The following is a 19,745-nucleotide window of genomic DNA, read 5'->3' on the forward strand; positions in this document are numbered from 1 at the left end:
TCCTGGTCCTGAGTTATGAATACAACGTACGAGTTCCGGCCGCAGGTCAGAAGGGGAGACCGGGCATACCGCCGAGCCCCTGGGTCAGCGGGCCGAGCTTCTGCTGCTGAAGCTGCTGCGCGTTCTCGTTCGCCGCCTGTACGGCGGCGACGACGAGGTCCGCGAGCGTCTCGGTGTCCTCCGGGTCGACGGCCTTCGGGTCGATCACCAGGGCTCGGAGCTCGCCGGAGCCGGTCACGGTCGCCTTCACCAGACCGCCACCCGCCTGACCCTCGACCTCGGTCCTGGCCAGTTCCTCCTGGGCCGCCGCGAGTTCCTGCTGCATCTTCTGGGCCTGCTGCAGCAGCTGCTGCATATTGGGCTGACCACCACCGGGAATCACGGTCACTCCTGGCAATTCGACGACAGAATGTTTCGGTATGCCGAGCCTACGTGGTCACCGCGCGGTGCGCCCCACCCACTGGCAAGCAACTCTTTCGAGTGAGTTTGAAGCACCCTCGGCGAGACTCCTATACCTGATCACAGGCCCCGTACACCCGGGAATACTGCGATTTCGACCCCACGGCCCACCATTCGGCGGTAGGAAGGGCATGCACATCAGGCACACAGGCGAACCGCTCGTCACGCAAAGTTACGCACGCGGGACAGTCGGCCGCGCCGGAGAGCAGTGATCAGCCCACCGTCGAACACACCGCCACACATCAGGCGTCGCTACGCAGAATGCAGAGGAGTACCCCGGTGAGTCAGCCGGAGATGCAGCCCGAAGGGCCGCCCCGCAACGAGCCCGGTTCGACCGGCTCGGCCGGTTCCTCCGGTTCGGGCTCCCGCGCACGCGGCCGGGGCCGGGATCTGACCGGCACACCGTTCCCGCTCGGCGACTGGGGCGAGCCCGCCGAACGCCTCGACGAGCTGTACCGCTGGGTCGAGGCCGATGCGCTGCGCACCGCCGACTGGTATCTGAACGACCGGGTGTGGAAGCGGCGCGGCGCCAGGGCCCTGCGGATCGGTACGGCGGCCGGGGCGGTCGCGGGCGCCGCGCTGCCGTTGCTCGATCTCACAGGTGCCCTGAGCGGGGCGGCGGGATGGGGCTATCTGTCCCTGCTGCTGGGCGCCGCGAGCATGGCCTGCGACCGGTTCTTCGGTCTGACCTCGGGCTGGATAAGGAACCTCGCCACCGCCCAGGCCGTGCAGCGGCGGCTTCAGGTGCTGCAGTTCGACTGGGCGTCGGAGTGCGTACGGGAGGTGCTCGGCCCGACCGAGGGCACGGCCAGCGAGGCCGCCGAGCGGTGCCTGGGGGTGCTGCGGCGGTTCTCGGAGGACATCACGGAGCTCGTGCGGACCGAGACCGCGGACTGGATGGTGGAGTTCCGGGCCGGGCCTGCGCCGATGGGGATGCAGGCGTTGTCGTCGGGCAGCGGGGGCGGGGGGCGTACGGACCAGGGGGCGCTGCCGGGCCGGTTCCCGATGCAGACGATGACCCGGCCGAACATGCCGCGGCAGCGGCCTCCGGAGTCCCCGCGGTGATTGCGCCGCGGTGACGCCGGGGCGCCCGGCCGTCGCCTGCACGGGTGCCCCGGCACCTGATACCGGCACCCGGCATCAGCACCCGGCATCGGTATCCGCTTCAGCTGAAGATGATCATGGATCCCTGGGCGAGGCTGCGCGTGGCCGCCGCGTGCAGACCCAGCCAGACGTGCCGCTCACGGGCGAACGGACTGTCGTCGTACGGAATCGGGCCCGCCGGCTCCTCGAGGGACGTCGGCGCGGCGGGTGGCAGCGGGGCGGCCGGCGGGTTCGCCGGGTCGATGCCGATGGACGGAGCCACGAACTCCAACTCCCTCAGCAGCCCGTGCGCGGAACCGAGCGGGCCGCCGCCCGCCAGCAGGTCGTCGCTGGAGAGCGGAACGGCGAAGTCCAGCGGGACGTACGCCCCCGCGTGGTCGTAGTGCCAGACCAGGTGGGACTGCCGGGCCGACGCCTCGAACATCTCCAGCAACTGCTCGTATTCCCCGCCCAGTTCGTCGACGGGCGTGACGGCGAGGCCGCTGAGCTGGAGCAGATGGGCGCGGCGCAGGAAGTGCAGGGCGTCGTAGTCGAAGGCCGCGACCGGAGCGACGTCGCCGGTCAGGCCCGGCATGTAGGCGTACACGGGGACGGGCGGCAGCCCGGCCTCGCTCAACACCTTGTCGTAGACGGCTATCTCTTCGGCGAACGGGTTGTCGGGGCTGTGGCACAGCACATCGACGAGGGGGACCAGCCACAGGTCACAGGCCACGAAATCTCGCTCTCCCACGGGTGCGCATCAAAGTCATCGGGTATCGGATCAGGTTCATCGGGTTATTCACGACGGTCGGGACAGCGTAATGCGGTGGGCTCATCGCGCACAGTGGCCGACGGCCGCGGACAGGAGCCGGCCGCATTCCGTAACCGCCCGTCCGCAGCCGCCCGTCCGCAGTCCCCGCCCCGCAGTCGCCCGGTCATTGCGGCGGGGCTCCGGTTACGGCCGCGGCTGCGGCTCCTCGGCGGGCGGGGCCTGTCCGGCCGGCTCCGGATCGTGACCCGGATGCGCCGGGTCTCCGGCCGCGAGCCGGTCCGCCCAGTTCAGCGAGTGCCCGTTGTAGTCGTCCATCACCGCGCACACCGCGTCGCGGTCGCAGAGGGTGATCGCCGCGACGAGCTCCGGATGGCCGTGCCACAGCCACTCCCGGGCACCCACGTCGTGGCGCAGATACGGCACCGCGAACACCCATGCCTGGACGCGCAGCCGGTGCAGGAAGTCGCTGATGTACGTGTTGTCGACGAGCGCGCCCAGCTCACGCCAGAACCGCAGGTCGTAGCCGATGAGGATGTCGAGGTCGCCGCCCTGGGCCGCCCGTGCGGCCTCCTGGGCCCTGCGGCGCACGGAGACCAGATGGTCCCGCTGCGCCACCGACAGCACCGGCCCACAGAAGAGGCCGCGGATGACTCCGTCGATGACCAGGGTCCGGGCCTCGACCATCGACCGGTAATCGGCGACGGTGAACCCCCGCACGCGGAAGCCTCGGTGCTGATCCGAGTCGAGCAGGCCCTGCGCGGAGAGGTCGAAGAGCGCCTCGCGCACCGGAGTCGTGGAGACGCCGTACTGCTCGGCGATCTGCTTGACGGTGAACTCCCGCCCCGGCCGCAGACGCCCGGCAAGCACTTCGTCCCGCAGCGCGTCCGCGATCTGCTGCCGCAGCGTACTGCGGGTTACAGCTCCGCTCGCGCACATGGCGCCCCTCCCCTTTTCGGCTTTCGATCACCTTAAGCCAGGGCCGCCCTGCCCGGATCCGGGCAGGGCGGGGGAGGGGCGTGGCGGGTGCGGCCGGGCAGGGGGCGCTGGTCCGCAGGGCCGCGCGGGCCCCGCGGCTACACCGTGTGCTCGTCCGCGACCGACAGTGCCGCGTCGAGAGCCGCGAGGCCCTCCTTGGCCTCGGCCTCGGTGATGTTGCAGGCCGGAACGGCGTGGGTGCGGTTCATGTTGATGAACGGCCACAGGCCGTTCTTCTTCGCCGCCGCGCCGAAGGCCGCCATCGGCGCGTTGGCCTCGCCCGCCGCGTTGTACGGGACCAGCGGCTCGCGGGTCTCCTTGTCGCGGACCAGGTCCAGCGCCCAGAAGGCACCGAGGCCGCGGACCTCGCCGACCGACGGGTGGCGCTCGGCGAGCTCGCGCAGGCCGGGGCCGAGGACCGTTTCGCCGATGTGGGCGGCGTTCTCGATGACCTTCTCGTCCTCCATCACGTGAATGGTGGCGACCGCGGCCGCGCAAGCCAGCGGGTGGCCGGAGTAGGTCAGTCCGCCCGGGTAGGCGCGAGTCTCGAACGTGGCGGCGATCTCGGCGGAGATGGCGACGCCGCCGAGCGGTACGTAACCGGAGTTGACGCCCTTGGCGAAGGTCATCAGGTCCGGCACCACGTCGAAGTGGTCGGCGGCGAACCACTTGCCGGTGCGCCCGAATCCGGCCATCACCTCGTCGAGGATGAAGACGATCCCGTACCGGTCGCAGATCTCACGCACACCCGCGAGGTAGCCGGGCGGCGGCGTCATGATGCCCGCCGTGCCGGGGATCGTCTCCAGGATGATCGCGGCGATGGTGGCGGCACCCTCGAAGGCGAGGGTGTCCTCCAGGTGCTGGAGCGCGCGGGCGCACTCCTCGGCCTCGGTCTCGGCGTGGAACGGCGAGCGGTAGAGGAACGGCGCCCAGAAGCGGACGACGCCCGCCGAGCCGTTGTCGGACGGCCAGCGGCGCGGGTCGCCGGTCAGGTTGATCGCGGTGGAGGTGGCGCCGTGGTACGAGCGGTAGGCGGAGAGCACCTTCGTGCGGCCGGTGTGCAGCCGGGCCATCCGGACGGCGTTCTCCACGGCCTCCGCGCCGCCGTTGGTGAAGAAGATCTTGTCCAGGTCACCGGGGGTGCGCTCGGCGATGAGGCGTGCGGCCTCGGAGCGCGCCTCGATCGCGAACGCGGGAGCGAAGGTGGCGAGTTTGCCCGCCTGCTCCTGGATCGCGGCGACGACGGTGGGGTGCTGGTAGCCGATGTTGGTGTAGACGAGGCCGCTGGTGAAGTCCAGGTAGCGGTTGCCGTCGTAGTCCCAGAAGTACGCCCCCTCGGCGCCGGCGACGGCGAGCGGGTCGATCAGGCCCTGGGCGGACCAGGAGTGGAACACGTGCGCGCGGTCGGCGGCCTTCACGGCCGCACCGGCAGCGGGGTCGACATGCGGGGCATGCGGGGCATGAGGGGTCATGCCGTGAGCGTAGGCCGCACCGGAAGCGGATCGGTATGGCCACCTTGTATGGCGTGGGGCGCTCTGGTGGGCAGGGTGTCGCGTCGGCCCGAGATGGGCACGATTGGCAGCAAACTGCCACATCGGCGGCATATGGTCATCGCAGCCCCGGCGGTTCCCCGTGTCCAGGACGCGTCATGCCCCGCAGGACCCTCGTGCATCTGGCCGTGTACGACACCTACGCCGACTGGGCGACGGGGCACACCACCGCCCATCTCGCCCGGCCGGTTTCACGGTGCGTACGGCCGGGCCCACCAGCGACCCCGTCACCACCATGGGCGGGCTGCGCGTCCAACCCGATCTCGCGGCCACGGGGTACGGGGGTGGTGAGCGGTACGTCGACGCGGACGCGGTAACGGACGGCGACCTCATCACGGCCGGGCCGACGGAACCGGTCGCGTGCGCCCGTGAGGTCTTCGCGCGGCTCGGGGTGTACAAGGGCGCGAGGCTCGACGCCTGGTACCGGCTCTTCCACGACTCGGACGCGAGCGCGTAAGAGGTGTTGCAGGGGTGAGCCGCGCACAGCAGGACGCGCTCAGCCGGACCGCGCTCGGCATCTTCCAGCTGAACGGCCAATTCCTGGCGGTGTCCGATAAGTTGGCCACACCCTTGACCGTGTCCGGGATCGCCCGCGCCATGGGGATCACACGACAGAGCGCGCAACGGATCGCGGATCTGCTGGTGCGGAAGGGGCTTGCCGAGTACGTGCCGAATCCGGCCCACCGGCGGGCGAAGCTGCTCCGCCCCACGGAGGAGGGCCGGGCAGCCATGTCCCGGATCGGCCCCGGCCACGCGGAGTTCGCGGCGCGGCTGGCGGAGAAACTGGGAGAGGCGGAGTTCGCGGAGACGGTACGGGTACTGGAGCGGTTGTCCGCGGCGGTGGAAGCGGTGGAGGTGGCAGGCACGTCCAGCCCGTCCGAGGCTTGAGGACGGAACCTCTCCCAGCCTGTCCGGGGCTTGACGGCGGAACCACCCCCGGCCCGTCCGGCGTCTGAGGACGAAACCGGAGGAGAAATCGCCGGAACACCCCGCGGACGGGCGTGAAATACCGGACCCACCGGGGCACACCCCGCGCCGCTATTCTCAACGCGTTCCGGCGTATCGCCGCACGGGGGAGGACGCACACCATGGAAAAGCTCGGGCCCGCCGACCCACAACGCATCGGCGCCTACCGCCTGCTGGGCCGGCTCGGCGCAGGCGGCATGGGCCAGGTCTATCTGGCCCGCTCCGACCGTGGCCGCACCGTCGCGATCAAGCTGGTACGCGGCGACCTCGCCGAACAGGGGGAGTTCCGCGACCGCTTCCGCCAGGAAGTGCGGGCTGCCCGCCAGGTCGGTTCCGTCTGGACCGCCCCCGTGCTCGACGCCGACACCGAGGCCGCTGTGCCCTGGGTCGCCACCGGATACGTCGCCGGGCCCTCCCTCCAGGCCACCGTCTCCGGTCGCGCGGGCGCCCGCGCGGGGGCGACTACCGGTACGTACGGTCCCCTGCCCGAGCGTTCGGTCCACATCCTGGGTGCCGGTCTCGCCCACGCCCTCCAGGCCATCCACGCCGCCGGCCTCATCCACCGCGACCTCAAGCCCTCCAACATCCTGCTGACGATCGACGGACCGCGCGTCATCGACTTCGGCATCGCCCGGGCACTCGACACCGTGGCCGACGGCGGCCTCACCCGCACCGGGGCCCTGATCGGTTCGCCCGGTTCCATGGCACCCGAGCAGGTACGCGGCGAGCGTGTGACCCCGGCGTGCGACGTATTCTGCATGGGCTCGGTACTGGCCTACGCGTCCACCGGCCGGCTTCCGTTCGGATCGTCCGACAGCGGCGTGCACGCGCAGATGTTCCGGATCGCTCAGGAGGACCCGGACCTGACCGGCGTCCCCGTGGACCTCGTCGAACTGATCAGGGACTGCCTGAGCAAGGACCCGGCCGCCCGCCCGACGACGGACGCGATCCTGGAACGCCTGGCCGACGACGATACGGCGGAGCCCTGGCTTCCGGGCGCGCTCATCGCCCAACTCGGCCGCCATGCTGTCGAGTTGCTCGACTCCGAGGACCCGGAGGAGGCGGCAGAAGTGGCCGAGGAGGCTCCCCTCCCGGACATGGCACCCCCACTGCCCCCGGCCCCCACGGACCGCCCCGTCCACACACGTCCCACGATCGTCGACGCCCCGGCCCCGACCCCCGTGCCGGCCCCGCCCCCCGGACTCCCCTCGCCCGCGTACGGCTATCCGCCACTGACGGCACAGCCGCACCCCGCCCAGGGCTTCGGCCCTCCGCAAAACCAGCCCGGGTACGGATATCCGCAGCAGCACCCGTCCCAGAACCACCCACAGCAACCGCAGCCCGGGTTCGGTGCCACACCGCCGTACGGCCCCTTCTACCCCGGCGCCCCGCAGCCCGTCCCCGAGCCCGCCCACCGCGGCAAGGCGTCGACCATCGCGCTCATAGCCATCGCCATGCTCGTGGCCATAGGCGCGGGCGGGTCCGTCTACGCGCTCATGAACGAGACGGGGCCGGGACCCGCCCCGTCCCCCACCACATCGCCGTCCGCGGCTGACTCGCCCGGCGTCGAGGCTTCGCCCGTGGCCCCGGATCCGGATCCGGACCCGTCCTCCTCCGACGACCTGAAGAACAGCGACGGCCCCGTCCCGGCCGGCTACCTCGGTACCTGGGTGGGCTCCATCGACAACGTCGCGGGCCACTCCACCCGGGACCTCGTCATCCAGCAGGGCACGGTCGGCCAGACCGTCCTCACGCTCACCGCGGACGGCCCGCTCGGCACCGGCGGCTCCTACCACTGCGTCTTCCGGGCGGCCCTGGCCGCGGAGCCGTCCCCGAGCGGGCCCGTCGAGGTCGGCCCGTCCACGGTCACGGTCGGCGAGCCCATGTCGTCCTGCACCGCGGGCAAGGCCACCACGCTCACCCTGCTCCCGGACGGCTCCCTGCGGCGCGAGAACACCGACAGCGGCGAACAGCTCACATACACCAGGACCGACTGATCAGAGCAGGCTGCACACCGTGAGCCCGACGCCCACGGCCAGCACGGCCAGCGCGGTCAGGACGCTCCCGTACGGGGTGTAACGCCGCGGGGCGGGCAGCCGCCGCTCGCCCAGCGCGGCAAACCTGTTGCCGCCACCGGAGAGCAGCAGAGCGGCGGAGGTGAGGGTGAGGGCCATGCCCAGGCCGTAGGCGACGACCAGCAGGACGCCGAAGAACGTACGGCTGAGCGCAATGGCGCCCAGCAGCACGACGCCGCGCCAGACAGGCAGCGACGGCCAGCTTGGCGTGCCCCGGCAACGCCGCGTGCCCCGCGCCCAGCAGCTTCGTCAGCAGGACGGCCAGCAACCCCACCGGCACGGTCAGGTCCCGGCCCGAGGTCAGCGCGGTGAGCCGGTTCTCCAGCGCCGGGAATAGGATCGCGCCGCGGTCCACGACAGGCGCGGCACCGACCGCCTGCGGCCCGGCGGCCCCCACCGGCCCCCCCCCCCCCGCACCCGGCTCCGTACCGAGGTGACCGGCAGGCCGGTCGCCCGCCGCCCGTTCGCCTCGGTGACGACGGGACCGGGTTCGCCACCCGTAATCGCTGCGAAACGCCCTGCTCGATACGGACACCAGGTTGCACGGGCGGGCCAGATACTGGCTGGCCGGCCTATTTCCGGAACCGCTGGCCAGAACGCTTCCGCCCTTGTACTGGCTGCGGGACGTTCTGCTCACCATCGCGGCTCCCTTCGCGCTCACACCTCCAGAAGAACCTCACACCGCCTCCGGACCGGCAGACTCCGGACCCGCAGAATCCTGACGCTCGAACACCTCACGCTCGGCCCTCGACCGGCGGCTCCGCGTCACGCTGCACCTGTGTCTCGGCGCCACCCCGGACTGCCCCTGCGCCCCCACCTCGCCATGAACGGGCCCTCACCGGCCTCATCCCGCGCCGGCACGGCGCGGAGCCGGTCCGGCAGGGCACCCGGGAGGTATCCGGACCGCGCTAGACCAACGGCCTGGCCGACATCAACAGATGCTGGTGAACCGGGCTCGCCGCCTCGTCCGCCGCGTCCGCCCTGGAGGCCCATCCGGTGACCATCGCCCGCTGGCCGGGGCCCATCAACTCGAACCGGACCACGGGTGCGTCGAACGAGGCCAGGGCATCCATCAGATACGACGGATTGAAGGCGACCGTCAGCTCGTCGGTGCCCCCGAGCGCGGCGGGCAGACGCTGGGAGGCGACATCGTCCTCGTAACCCGCCTGCAGCAGCACCGAGTCGCCGGAGAACGTCAGATGGAGCGGGCTGCCGCCCTCCGCGACCACGGCGACGCGCTTGACGGCCTCGACGAGGGGCGCCCGGTCAAGGACCGCGCGGAGGGGGTCCGTCATCGCGAACAGCTTGTCGTGGCGCGGCAGTCGGCCATCCAGCAGACGCACTGTGGTCCGCATCCCGGCCAGTTCGAAACCGACTGATCCGCCGTCCAGCGCGAGTTGGACCATTCCGGCCCGGCTGAAGGAGCGGGCGATCTCGGCCAGCCTGCGGGCGGAGATCACGACATCGGCCGAGACGCCGTCCTGCCCGGGCTTCCACGTGAGCGTGCGTACGGCAAACCGGTAGCGGTCCGTCGCAGCGAGGGTCATCGTGTCGCCGTCGAGCGCCAGCCGGATACCGGTCAGGGTCGGCAGCGTGTCGTCCCGGCCGGCCGCCACCGCGACATGGGCGACGGCCGCGGCGAACTCCTCCGCGTCCACAGCACCGAGCACCTCCGGCAGCGGCGGAAGCGCCGGATAGTCGTCGAACGGCAGCACCGAGAGCCCGAACCGGGCTCTGTCACCGGCCAGCGAGAACCGTGAGCCCTCGACCGCGCACTCCACCACGCCCTCGGGCAGCACCCGGCACACATCGAGCAGCCGGCGGCCCATGACCAGCACCTTCCCGGCCCGTACGGTCTCCGTCTCCACCTCGATGCACGCGGACGCCTCGTAATCGAGGCCCGAGATGCGCAGCCGCCCGTCGGCCGCCTCCAGCAACAGCCCGCCCAGCACGGGAACGGGCGAGCGCGTGGGCAGTACCCGGGCCGCCCAGGCCACGGCGTCGGTCAATGCGCTGCGCTCCATACGGAACTCCATGACGGCGGCCTCTTCCAGTCGTCTCGGATCGTGATCGTGAACGTGGTCCTGATCGTGATCCGACCCTAGGGGCAGCCACTGACAACGCGAGAAGAAGCGAACCGGTTGCGGACGACGACAGCGGCCACCCCCGTGAGCCGCGGCCGCCGTCCCCGTGCCCCTCCCCCGAGGGCCTCGGTACCCCTCCCCCGAAGGGGGCCGCAACCGTGTTCGGACTCTAGGACTTCGGGTAGGCGACAGAAAGGTTCAGTTCGCACTGTGTGGGCCGTCAGGGGTATCAGTCCGCACAGTCGAACCGGTACGATGCACTCCGGTTTTTGGGTGGAACGCAGGGGCGCGGAAGCGGAGGAGGCGTGCGCGCGCGGGAACGGGCCGACGACGTACTGCGGATGTACCGGCTGGCCCGATCCGGCGGAACGCAGGAGCTGTTGCGCTGGGTGTCCGGCCGGGCGAAGGGCTGGGCCGGGCTGCTCAACGGGGACGGCACCGTCCTGCACGGTGTGACGAGGGCCCCGGACCGTACGGGCGTCGACGCCGCCGCCCTGGCCACCGAGGGCGCGAAGGAACTGGCCTCGCTCGACTCACGCTCCTTCTCGTTCGACCGGGGTCCGTACACCGCGCTGCTGTTCCCGCTGGACGGTCCGCCCGACGCCGCTCCCCCGGTTCTGGCCGTCGTCGCCCCGCGCCCGCTGCCGCACGGACTGCTCGCACTGCTCGCCGACGTCGCGATGCCGCTCGCCCTGTGCTGGACGGCGGAGACCGTGGAACGCAAGCGGCGCCGCGTCGACCTGGCGGAGTCGCGCGGCCGGGAAGCGGTGCTGCATCTGCTCATGACCGGTCAGCTGTCCATCGCGCATCAGGTGGCGGGTGCACTGAAACCCACGCTGCCCGACCCCGTCCGGGTGTGCGTCGTGGAGTGCCCGGGCGGTCGCCGCGACGAGGTCGCGCGGATCTGCGCGGAGCTGTCCGGCGGCCGGTCCTGGATCGTGCGGTGCCCGGTGTACGCACGCCATCTGATCCTCGTCGTACCGGCCGACCCGGACGCGACGGAACAGCCGCTCGGCCACCGGCTCGCCGACGAGGTGGACGAGTGTGTGGTGGGGGCCAGCGAGGACGTACCGCTGTCCGACACGGCGACCGGATACCGGCAGGCCTTCCACGCCCTGGCCGTGGCCCGCGGGCTGCCCGTACGGCACGCCCGTTTCGGCTCGGCGCCGGACGCCGCCCTGGTCGTCGGTGCGGCCGGTGCACGGTGGGCGGACGGGCTGCTGCACCCGTTGCTCACGTATCTGCCGCGGCGCAGCCACGACCCGGGCAGCCAGGAACTCGCGGCGACCCTCACCTCCTGGCTCGCGTTCTCCTCGCATGCGACCCAGCACCTGAAGATCCACCGGAACACCCTGACCGCACGGCTCCGTCTGATCGGCGAGCTGCTCGGTGTCGACCTGAACCGGGTCGCCGGCCAGGCCGCCCTCGACCTGGCCCTGCGCATCCGCGCCACGCCGACCGTGTCCCGGACGGTCCGCCCGGACGAGGCGACGCCGGAGCCGTCCCACCGGCTGGACGACATCCTGCGCGGCCCGGCCGTGCAGGAGTGGGCGGCCCAGCAGTTGCGCCCGCTCACCGCGTCGGGTGCCTCTGGGAGCACGGCCGATCCGCGGACGACGCTGCGCACCTGGCTGGACTGCGAGGCCCAACTGGGCCCGACGGCCGCCGCGTTGGGCATTTCGGTGCCGGGAGTCCGTAAGCGTCTCACGCGCCTCGAATCGGCTCTCCAGCGCTCGCTGCTCCAGACACCGAGTGCGCGTTACGACCTGTGGCTGGCCTTCCGGGCGCTGGATGTCGCGGGGGCCGACGCCGCTCGGTGAGCCGGAACGGGGGCGTGTCCGGCCGGGGCCGGACACGCCCCCGTCGGGTGGGGGGCCGAGCCTCAGCAGCTCAGGTTGCAGCCGGGGGTGGTACCGAGGATCTGGACAAACGCCTGGGAGCGGTCGATACGGCTCCGGGCCTGGGCGGGGTTGCCGCCGTTGCACCCCAGGGAACCCCCGGCCACCTCGACGGCGCGATCGGCTCCAGCGAACTGCGCGCAGGCTTGAAACTCCCGGGCGCGCGGGGGAACGGCCAGGACGTGATCCGTACCCATGGGCATCTGCCGTGCGCGACTGGGCATCTGCCGTGCGCGACGCCGAAGGGGCTGCGGATCTGCGGGAAGGACCGAACAGAACGTGGTGAGGGCCGGGACGCACCGTCCCGGCCCTCACCACGTGTTCACGCTCCCGCGGTCGGGCTCCTTCGCAGGAACCCGCGGGGACTTCTTACAGGAAGGAGTTGATCTCGATGGTCTCGGTACGGCCGGGGCCGACACCGATCGCGGAGATCGGGGCGCCGGACATCTCCTCCAGCGCCTTCACGTACGCCTGAGCGTTCTTCGGCAGATCGTCGAAGGTCTTGGCCTTCGTGATGTCCTCGGACCAGCCCGGCAGCATCTCGTAGACCGGCTTCGCATGGTGGAAGTCGGTCTGGCTGTACGGGAGTTCCTCGACACGCTTGCCGTCGATCTCGTACGCGACACACACCGGGATCTGCTCCCAGCCGGTCAGCACGTCCAGCTTGGTGAGGAAGAAGTCGGTGAGACCGTTGACCCGGGTCGCGTACCGCGCGATGACCGCGTCGAACCAGCCGCAGCGACGGTCGCGGCCGGTGGTGACACCGCGCTCGCCGCCGATCCGGCGCAGCGCCTCGCCGTCCTCGTCGAGCAGCTCCGTCGGGAACGGGCCCGCGCCGACGCGGGTGGTGTACGCCTTGAGGATGCCGATGACCCGGCTGATCTTCGTCGGGCCCACGCCGGCACCGGTGCAGGCGCCACCCGCGGTCGGGTTCGACGAGGTGACGAAGGGGTACGTGCCGTGGTCGACGTCGAGCAGCGTGCCCTGACCGCCCTCGAAGAGGACGACCTTGCCCGCGTCGATGGCGTTGTTCAGGACCAGCGTCGTGTCGGCGACGTACGGCTTGATCTGCTCCGCGTACTGGAGCATCTCCTCGACGATCTTGCCAGGCTCGATCGCGCGCCGGTTGAAGACCTTGGCGAGGAGCTGGTTCTTCTGCTCCAGGGCCGCCTCGACCTTCTGCTCCAGGATCGACTCGTCGTAGAGGTCCTGGACGCGAATGCCCACACGGTTGATCTTGTCGGCGTACGTCGGACCGATGCCACGGCCCGTCGTACCGATCTTGCGCTTCCCGAGGAACCGTTCCGTCACCTTGTCGACCGTGACGTTGTACGGGGTGATCAAATGGGCATTGCCGCTGATCAGCAGCTTGGACGTGTCCACGCCGCGGTCGTTCAGCCCACTCAGCTCGGAGAGCAGGACGGCCGGGTCGACGACGACACCGTTTCCGATGACCGGGGTACACCCCGGCGAAAGGATTCCGGAGGGGAGGAGATGAAGTGCGTACTTCTGGTCACCTACGACCACCGTGTGGCCGGCATTGTTGCCGCCTTGGTAACGCACCACATAGTCCACGGATCCACCGAGGAGGTCGGTGGCCTTTCCCTTGCCCTCGTCACCCCACTGAGCACCGAGCAGCACAAGTGCGGGCACAGGCGTACACCCCTTCCGGGCGGGGCATGTCCAAGGTCAGGGGGCGTACGTAAACGTCGTACATGCCGTACGACGATGTACGACAAGGCCTGAACCGTCGAACCGGGTGCCCCGGAATAGACGAAGCCCCTGGCGCAATAGCGCAAGGGGCTCTTGCACCAAGATGCTACCCGAGGAAGGACCGAGGTGTCGGCTGCCCAGCCCCCCGGCGACGGTGCGCACCAGCTGCTGGTGGTCATCGACCCGGTAGCCCGCCGGACCGACGGCGAGTCCGTCCGTATCGCGAAGGACGTGCTCAGTGCCGGTTCGCACGCCAAAATCTGCCTGCCCGACGGGCCCGAGGAGTTCGCGCGGGCCTTGTCCCGCCGGGGAAATCGACGGCCGGTGGTGGTCGGCGACGACCGGGCGCTGCGGCGGGCGGTGGCCCTGCTGCACCGGGAGCGGCAGCCTGCCGGGACTGCACTCGCGCTGATCCCGGTCGGCGCGACGGCCACGCTGGAACTCGCCCATTCGCTCGGTGTGCCCCGGGGCGCGGTGGCGGCGGCGCGTACCGCGCTGGACGGTGCCGTCCGCAAGCTCGACCTGCTGGTCGACGACAGCGACGGCGTCGTCCTGGGCGCGGTGCGCATCCCGGCCCTGAGCGCGCTGCCCGGCGCGGTGGCCGACCGTACGGGGGTCACGGCGGTCTGGGACACCTGCCGCTCCCTGGTCCGCACCCTGGTTCGCCCCACCCCGCCCCCGTCCCCCGCACCACCACGCACGCACCGGCTGCGGGTCGAGGCGGACGGTGTCCTGCTGAACGATCTGGACCACCCGGTCGAGTCGGTGACGGTCACCCCGCAGGGCGGTGACGGCGGCCTCGCGGAGGTGGTGATCCGCCCTCCGTCGGCCGACCCGGTCATGGCGGAGGCGAAGGCCGTCACGGTCTCGGGCGCGGACTTCCGCTACCGCGCGGACATACAGGTCGGCGGCCCGGTACGGACGCGGACGTGGACGGTGCGGGCGGGCGCCTGGGGGCTGATGCTGCCGGTGGTCGAGGGGTAGCCTCCGGCGCGGGGCACGTCGGACGGGCGAGGAGGGCCGGCGAGGCCGGGCAGAAGGGCGGGGCCGGGGATGTCGGACGGTTCGGGCGAGGCGGGCAGACGGGGGACGGGCGCGGGGGCGGTGCGGTCGCACCCGGTCGCGCTGGACCTGCCGGGGACGGCGGACGCGCTGGAGCGGTACCGGACCTCGGCCTGGCGCTGGTTCGGCGGCGGCGCGGTGGGGGTGTGGTCGGTGGTGTACCTCGGGGTGTGCCTGGACGGGTGGCCCGGGTCTCCGACGGTCGGCGGTCTCAGCGGGGCGTTGCTGGCGGGCGGGGCCCTGGTGCGGCACCGGGCCCGGCGGATGCGGCGGGTGCTCGGCGCCGGGCCGTGGGTGGCCCACTCCTCGGTCGCCCTGCAGCGCGGCAGCAGCGGGGCTGCGGTGGTGCTGAGCGGGCCCGGAACGGATGAGCTGCTCCCGCTGGCCCCGTCGACGCCGCAGTGGCGCTTCCCGCTGCTGAACGACCCCGGCGGGATGCTGTGGTGGTGCGGCGATCCCCGCAAGGGGGGCGTGCTTGCGCCGCCCGGCGGTACGGAACTGATCTGGGCGAAGCCGGTGCGGGGCCGCCGGGCCCGTTCGATCGCGGCCCGCCCGCAGGTCAGCGACCTCCGCACGCGCCCGGCCCCGCCCCAGCCACAGATCGCTACGGGCGCTATGAGCCATGCGGGTGGTACGGGCGGTACGGGCGATGCATGCGTTACGGGCGATGCGGGCGATGCGGGCGTGGTCGGGGCGGCGGAGGCTGTCACGGCCGCGGAGGCGGGGAAGGGGCAACGGTTCCGGCGCCGGTGGCCCAGGCGCGGAGGCGGCGGCCCTGGTGGCGGGGCGTCTTCCGCTGGGTGTTCGTCCTCGGCTGCCTCCTCATGGCGCTCGCCACCTGGTGGTCGGCGGCGTCCGACGACGACCCGTACGTCGACCTGACGGTGATCGGTGAGCGCGGCGACGGCCGCTGCGTCGTGCGGTGGACCGATCCGTTCGGCGGGCAGGAACGCACGGGGCTGTTCCACTGCGCCCGGTACCGGGCCTCGGTGGAGGGCTACGAGAGCGGCTTCGTCGTGTCGTACCCGCCGTTCAAGGGCGATCTGTACGACTCGGAGCTGCGTGGCACCCCGGCCTTCGTGGTGACGGACGTCGTCGGGTTCAGCGGGCTGGCGCTGATCGCGTTCGGGGCCGTCGGCGGGGTGGTCCGACTGGTCGTACAGGGGCCGCTGCAGAGCCGGAGACTGCCGCCGCACGCGCTGCCCGCCCGCCCGTGGGCGCGTAGCGGCCCGGACGCTGGGCCGGGCGCCGACCCGGACGCTGGGCCGGGCGCCGACCCGGACGCTGGGCCGGACGCCGGGCCGGACGCCGGGCCCGGCCCCGCGCCGCCGCGTTGAACGGGATCCTGGGGCTCCACACCACCCGGCGGACATTCGGCATCGGGCGTGCGCGATCCGGTACCTACCCCTGCTTACGCCCGCCCACCGTTACTCACGCCCGTCCACCGTCGGGAGATCGAGCGTCTTGCGGTGCTCACTCCAGCGGTCCATCACCCCGCCCAGCTCCGCCTGTACGAACTCGAAGAACGCCGCCGTCTCGGCGAGCCGGGCGCCGGCCGGGGTGTGCTCGCCCAGTGTGCGGGCGCCTTCCTTGAGGGTGCTCTCCCAACGGGTGAGCACCCGGTCACGCTGGGTGAAGGTGGTGTACCAGACCTCGTCGTGCAGGCGGTAGCGGTCGCGGCGCGAGCCCGGGTCGCGCTCGCGGCCGACCATGCTGACCTGGGTGAGGTAATTGACCGCACCGGACACGGCCGCAGGGCTGATCTGCAGCGCCATGGCGAGCTCGGCGGAGGTCATCGACCCGTCGTCGTCCGCGAGGAGCGCCGCGAAGACACGGGACGCCATCCGCTGCATCCCCGCCTCGGTCATCTCGGACGCGAACCGCTCCACGAACCGCGACACGGCCTCCGCGTCGCGCTCATCGCGCGCGTTCTGTTCGGTTTCGCTGGTCATCGCCCGATCGTCTCCCCTGATTCCCGGCCCCCGCCGTGGGCCCAACTTTATACGCTTCCTTAACTTCACAATTTTGTGAAAGTAGCGTACCTTCAGAAACATGACGAAGGCGATCACGGTGGCCGGGCTGCACAAATCCTTCGGCCGGACACATGCATTGGACGGCCTCGACCTCACGGTCGAGACGGGCGAGGTCCACGGCTTCCTCGGGCCCAACGGGTCCGGGAAGTCCACCACCATCCGGGTGCTGCTGGGACTGCTGCGGGCCGACTCCGGCGCCACCCAACTGCTCGGCCGCGACCCCTGGATCGACGCGGTGGAGCTCCACAGACGCGTGGCGTACGTCCCGGGTGACGTCACGCTGTGGCGCAACCTCTCCGGCGGCGAAGTGATCGACCTGTACGGGCGGCTGCGCGGCGGCCTCGACCCGGCCCGGCGCGCCGGCCTCGTCGAGCGGTTCGAGCTCGATCCGACGAAGAAGGGGCGTACGTACTCCAAGGGCAACCGGCAGAAGGTCGCCCTCGTCGCCGCGTTCGCCTCCGATGTGGATCTGCTGATCCTCGACGAGCCGACGAGCGGGCTCGATCCGCTGATGGAAGAGGTCTTCCAGGGCTGCGTCGCCGAGGAACGGGCGCGCGGGCGGACGATCCTGCTGTCCAGCCACATCCTCAGCGAGGTCGAATCGCTCTGCGACCGGGTCAGCATCATCCGCCAGGGACGGACGGTGGAGACGGGGTCGCTGGCGGACATGCGCCACCTGACCCGTACGAACATCAGCGCCGAACTGGCCGGTGCGCCCAACGGGCTCGCGCGGCTGCCCGGCGTCCACGACCTCGACATCCAGGACCTGCGGGTCACGCTCCAGGTCGACACGGACAAGCTGGACGCCGTCCTGAAGTCGCTCTCCGCATCGGGTGTACGGACGCTGACCAGCACCCCGCCCACCCTGGAGGAGCTCTTTCTGCGTCACTACGCGACCGACAGCGGCGAGGGTGCGGGGGTGGCGGCGCGATGACTGCCGTGACCACGACCGCGCCGGCCGGGGCGGGACGCCGGGCCGGAGCGGGACAGCTCGCCGGTACCTGGCTCCTGCTGAGGCTCGCGTTGCGGCGCGACCGGATCATGATGCCGATCTGGGTGATCGTGCTCGGCGGCTCCTTCTCCTCCGTCGGCGGATCCTTCGCCTCGCTGTACGACACCGCCGCCGGACGCGCCGAACTCGCCGCGTCGATGAACGCCAACAGCTCGCTCCGCGCGCTGTACGGGCCGGTTTTCAACGACTCCGTCGGCGGGCTCGTCAGCTGGCGGATGGTCGGCTTCGGTGGAGCGATGGCGGCCGTGATGAGCCTGATCGTCGTCATCCGGCACACCCGGGAGGAAGAGGAGACCGGCCGTCAGGAAATGCTCTCCTCCGCCGTGGTGGGGCGCCGCGCCCCGCTGACCTCCGCGCTCCTCGCCGCGCTGATCGCCAACGCCGCGCTGGCGCTGGTGATCGCGGCCGGTATGGCCGGATCCGACGCGGGCGGTGCCGGGGCGGTGGCGCTCGCCCTGGCGATCGCCGGGATCGGTGTGCTGTTCGCCTGCACCGCCGCGATCGCCGCGCAGTTCACCGAGAGCGCCCGGCTCGCGAAGGGTCTCACGGCGGCGGTGATCGGTGCCGCTTTCGTCCTGAAGGCGGCGGGCGACTCGGCGACGGGCGACGGCTCGTCCGTGCTGACCTGGCTCTCCCCCATCGGCTGGGCGGAGAACGTGCGCGCGTACGCGGACGAACGCTGGTGGGTGCTGCTCGTCATCGCCGCCGCCGTCGCCGTCCAGGCCACCCTCGCCTACTCCCTGACCGGACGGCGCGATATCGGCATGAGCTTCCTGGCGACCCGGCCCGGCCCGGCGCAGGGGCGGATCTCCACGGCGTTCGGTCTGGCGCTGCGGCTCCAGCGCGGTGCGCTGATCGGCTGGACGCTGTCCTTCGCCGCGGTCGGTGTCGTCTTCGGCGGGCTGACCGGCGGGGCGGCGGACCTCGTCGGCGACAACGCGAAGACGAAGGAGATCTTCGAACGGATGGGCGGACAGGCCGGCCTGACCGACGCGTTCCTCGCGACGATGGTCTCCATGCTCGGGATGGTCGCGGCGCTGTACATCGTCGCGTCGGTGCTGCGGCTGCACGGTGAGGAGACCGCCGGGCGCGCCGAACCGGTGCTGGCGGGCGGGGTCGGCCGGATCGGGTGGGCGGCCGGTCATCTGGTCATCGCGTTCGGTGGCGCGGCCCTGATCATGGCGGTGGGCGGCCTCGGCCTGGCCGCCGGTTACGGACATGAACTCCCGGCCGTGCTGGGTGCGTCACTGGTGCAACTGCCCGCGGTCTGGCTGCTGGGCGGGATGGCAGTCCTGCTGTACGGGGCGCTCCCGAAGGCGGCCGTGGCGTCCTGGGGCGTGGCCGGGATATGCCTGGCGCTGGGGTGGATCGGGCCTGCGGTCAATCTGCCGCAGCCGGTGATGGACGTGTCCCCGTTCACGCATCTGCCGAAGCTGCCGGGGGGCACGGGGATGGAGTGGGGGCCGGTGCTGGCACTCACCTCGGCTGCGGTGGTGCTGGTGGGGGCAGGGATGACGGCGCTGCGAAGACGCGATGTCCTCACGTGACGGGGGAGAGCGGCGGCAAGGGCGGCGGCGAGGGCGGCCTCGGGATGGGGACGGGACTGCCCCGGAAGTGCAACCTTCCCGTGGTGCGCACGCGTCCCCCAGATCGTGGAGACCCGAAGCGAAGCCGTCCGGGGAGTCGTCGGGTGCGTGGTCGCCGCCGCCGGTGGGGTTGCGGGGATGCTGGCCTGGGCCCCCTACGGCCGGCGCGGCATCTTCGGCGGCTTCGAGGGCGTGTCGGAGTGGGATGTGCTCTGGTTCGGGCTGCCGGTCATGACTCTCGGCGGCATCGCTGCCGGAATCACCCTCTTCTCCCTCGTCCAGGGAAAGTGGCGGCAGGCGCTCGGGGCGGGGGTGCTCCTCACGGCCCTTGTCGGCTTCGGGGTCGCGTTCGACGTACTGGCGGGCCCGCCACTGAACTGCGATCCGGGGCCGTGCTGAGTCCCGGCCCCGCCCCTGCCTCGCCCTCCCCCGTTCCGCCATCCGCCATCCGCCATCGTCCTCCTCCCTCCGCCGTTC

General features: G+C 71.7%; 18 protein-coding genes and 2 pseudogenes. 11 read left to right on the forward strand and 9 right to left on the reverse strand.

Annotated features, from left to right (window positions below):
* Window positions 1-46: 46 nt before the first annotated feature.
* Window positions 47-382, reverse strand: a complete 336-nt coding sequence (locus tag OG936_RS15740) for a YbaB/EbfC family nucleoid-associated protein (RefSeq protein ID WP_266752272.1) — start codon at window positions 380-382, stop codon at window positions 47-49.
* A 356-nt stretch (window positions 383-738) separates the two neighbouring features.
* Between OG936_RS15740 and OG936_RS15745 the strand changes: the two genes are divergently transcribed.
* Window positions 739-1,524 (forward strand): SLATT domain-containing protein, encoded by a 786-nt coding sequence (locus OG936_RS15745; RefSeq protein WP_383757371.1) that lies wholly within the window; start codon window positions 739-741, stop codon window positions 1,522-1,524.
* Window positions 1,525-1,624: 100 nt separating this feature from the next.
* Here OG936_RS15745 and OG936_RS15750 read toward each other — a convergent pair whose 3' ends face one another.
* The 3 genes from OG936_RS15750 to OG936_RS15760 form a co-directional block, all read right to left on the reverse strand.
* A complete protein-coding gene (locus OG936_RS15750; RefSeq protein ID WP_406500468.1) occupies window positions 1,625-2,275 on the reverse strand; it encodes a hypothetical protein in 651 nt (216 codons plus the stop codon).
* Between the two features lie 222 nt (window positions 2,276-2,497).
* Window positions 2,498-3,250 carry a GntR family transcriptional regulator gene (locus OG936_RS15755; protein WP_406495407.1) on the reverse strand — a complete coding sequence of 251 codons (753 nt, stop codon included), beginning with the start codon at window positions 3,248-3,250 and terminating at the stop codon, window positions 2,498-2,500.
* A gap of 137 nt (window positions 3,251-3,387) precedes the next feature.
* On the reverse strand, window positions 3,388-4,761 hold the full coding sequence (locus OG936_RS15760; RefSeq protein ID WP_383757376.1) for an aspartate aminotransferase family protein: 1,374 nt from the start codon (window positions 4,759-4,761) through the stop codon (window positions 3,388-3,390).
* 176 nt (window positions 4,762-4,937) lie between these two features.
* Between OG936_RS15760 and OG936_RS15765 the strand changes: the two are divergent.
* The 3 genes and pseudogenes from OG936_RS15765 (at window position 4,938) to OG936_RS15775 (ending at window position 7,802) form a co-directional block, all read left to right on the forward strand.
* A pseudogene (locus OG936_RS15765) lies at window positions 4,938-5,296 on the forward strand (hypothetical protein).
* Between the two features lie 14 nt (window positions 5,297-5,310).
* Window positions 5,311-5,727 carry a MarR family winged helix-turn-helix transcriptional regulator gene (locus tag OG936_RS15770; RefSeq protein WP_406495409.1) on the forward strand — a complete coding sequence of 139 codons (417 nt, stop codon included), beginning with the start codon at window positions 5,311-5,313 and terminating at the stop codon, window positions 5,725-5,727.
* Between the two features lie 200 nt (window positions 5,728-5,927).
* Window positions 5,928-7,802, forward strand: coding sequence for a protein kinase domain-containing protein (locus OG936_RS15775; RefSeq protein WP_406495410.1), 1,875 nt, complete (start codon window positions 5,928-5,930; stop codon window positions 7,800-7,802).
* Here the strand turns inward: OG936_RS15775 and OG936_RS15780 are convergent, their stop codons facing one another.
* Window positions 7,803-8,051 carry a hypothetical protein gene (locus OG936_RS15780; protein ID WP_406495411.1) on the reverse strand — a complete coding sequence of 83 codons (249 nt, stop codon included), beginning with the start codon at window positions 8,049-8,051 and terminating at the stop codon, window positions 7,803-7,805.
* 737 nt (window positions 8,052-8,788) lie between these two features.
* Window positions 8,789-9,916 (reverse strand): DNA polymerase III subunit beta, encoded by a 1,128-nt coding sequence (dnaN, locus tag OG936_RS15785; RefSeq protein WP_406495412.1) that lies wholly within the window; start codon window positions 9,914-9,916, stop codon window positions 8,789-8,791.
* 389 nt (window positions 9,917-10,305) lie between these two features.
* On the opposite strand from dnaN, the gene OG936_RS15790 reads away from it, so the two are divergent.
* Window positions 10,306-11,784: a helix-turn-helix domain-containing protein gene (locus OG936_RS15790; RefSeq protein ID WP_406500469.1), complete on the forward strand. Its 1,479-nt coding sequence runs from the start codon at window positions 10,306-10,308 to the stop codon at window positions 11,782-11,784.
* A 62-nt stretch (window positions 11,785-11,846) separates the two neighbouring features.
* Here the strand turns inward: OG936_RS15790 and OG936_RS15795 are convergent.
* Both OG936_RS15795 and OG936_RS15800 read right to left on the reverse strand, forming a co-directional pair.
* Window positions 11,847-11,960, reverse strand: a pseudogene (locus tag OG936_RS15795) (chitinase); the annotation flags it as partial.
* A 271-nt stretch (window positions 11,961-12,231) separates the two neighbouring features.
* Window positions 12,232-13,515 carry an adenylosuccinate synthase gene (locus OG936_RS15800; RefSeq protein WP_266906188.1) on the reverse strand — a complete coding sequence of 428 codons (1,284 nt, stop codon included), beginning with the start codon at window positions 13,513-13,515 and terminating at the stop codon, window positions 12,232-12,234.
* A 186-nt stretch (window positions 13,516-13,701) separates the two neighbouring features.
* On the opposite strand from OG936_RS15800, the gene OG936_RS15805 reads away from it, so the two are divergent.
* The 3 genes from OG936_RS15805 to OG936_RS15815 all read left to right on the forward strand — a co-directional run bounded on the left by OG936_RS15805 (window position 13,702) and on the right by OG936_RS15815 (window position 15,974).
* Window positions 13,702-14,559: a diacylglycerol kinase family protein gene (locus OG936_RS15805; RefSeq protein WP_406495413.1), complete on the forward strand. Its 858-nt coding sequence runs from the start codon at window positions 13,702-13,704 to the stop codon at window positions 14,557-14,559.
* A 69-nt stretch (window positions 14,560-14,628) separates the two neighbouring features.
* Entirely contained in the window at window positions 14,629-15,519 is an 891-nt protein-coding gene (locus tag OG936_RS15810) for a hypothetical protein (RefSeq protein ID WP_406495415.1), read from the forward strand.
* Window positions 15,462-15,974, forward strand: a complete 513-nt coding sequence (locus tag OG936_RS15815; RefSeq protein ID WP_406495417.1) for a hypothetical protein — start codon at window positions 15,462-15,464, stop codon at window positions 15,972-15,974. The genes OG936_RS15810 and OG936_RS15815 overlap by 58 nt, the downstream gene beginning before the upstream one ends.
* 90 nt (window positions 15,975-16,064) lie before the next feature.
* On the opposite strand, the gene OG936_RS15820 is transcribed toward OG936_RS15815, so the two are convergent.
* Window positions 16,065-16,589, reverse strand: coding sequence for a GbsR/MarR family transcriptional regulator (locus OG936_RS15820; protein ID WP_406495419.1), 525 nt, complete (start codon window positions 16,587-16,589; stop codon window positions 16,065-16,067).
* A 100-nt stretch (window positions 16,590-16,689) separates the two neighbouring features.
* Here OG936_RS15820 and OG936_RS15825 point away from each other — a divergent pair, with 100 nt between their 5' ends.
* From OG936_RS15825 to OG936_RS15835, 3 genes are all read left to right on the forward strand, one after another.
* Window positions 16,690-17,604, forward strand: a complete 915-nt coding sequence (locus OG936_RS15825) for an ATP-binding cassette domain-containing protein (protein ID WP_406495420.1) — start codon at window positions 16,690-16,692, stop codon at window positions 17,602-17,604.
* Window positions 17,601-19,229, forward strand: coding sequence for an ABC transporter permease (locus OG936_RS15830; RefSeq protein WP_406495421.1), 1,629 nt, complete (start codon window positions 17,601-17,603; stop codon window positions 19,227-19,229). Before OG936_RS15825 ends, OG936_RS15830 begins: the two co-directional genes overlap by 4 nt.
* Window positions 19,230-19,334: 105 nt before the next feature.
* Window positions 19,335-19,667: a hypothetical protein gene (locus OG936_RS15835; protein ID WP_406495422.1), complete on the forward strand. Its 333-nt coding sequence runs from the start codon at window positions 19,335-19,337 to the stop codon at window positions 19,665-19,667.
* Window positions 19,668-19,745 lie beyond the last annotated feature (78 nt).

Source organism: Streptomyces sp. NBC_00846 (assembly GCF_045207325.1).
Lineage (GTDB): Bacteria > Actinomycetota > Actinomycetes > Streptomycetales > Streptomycetaceae > Streptomyces.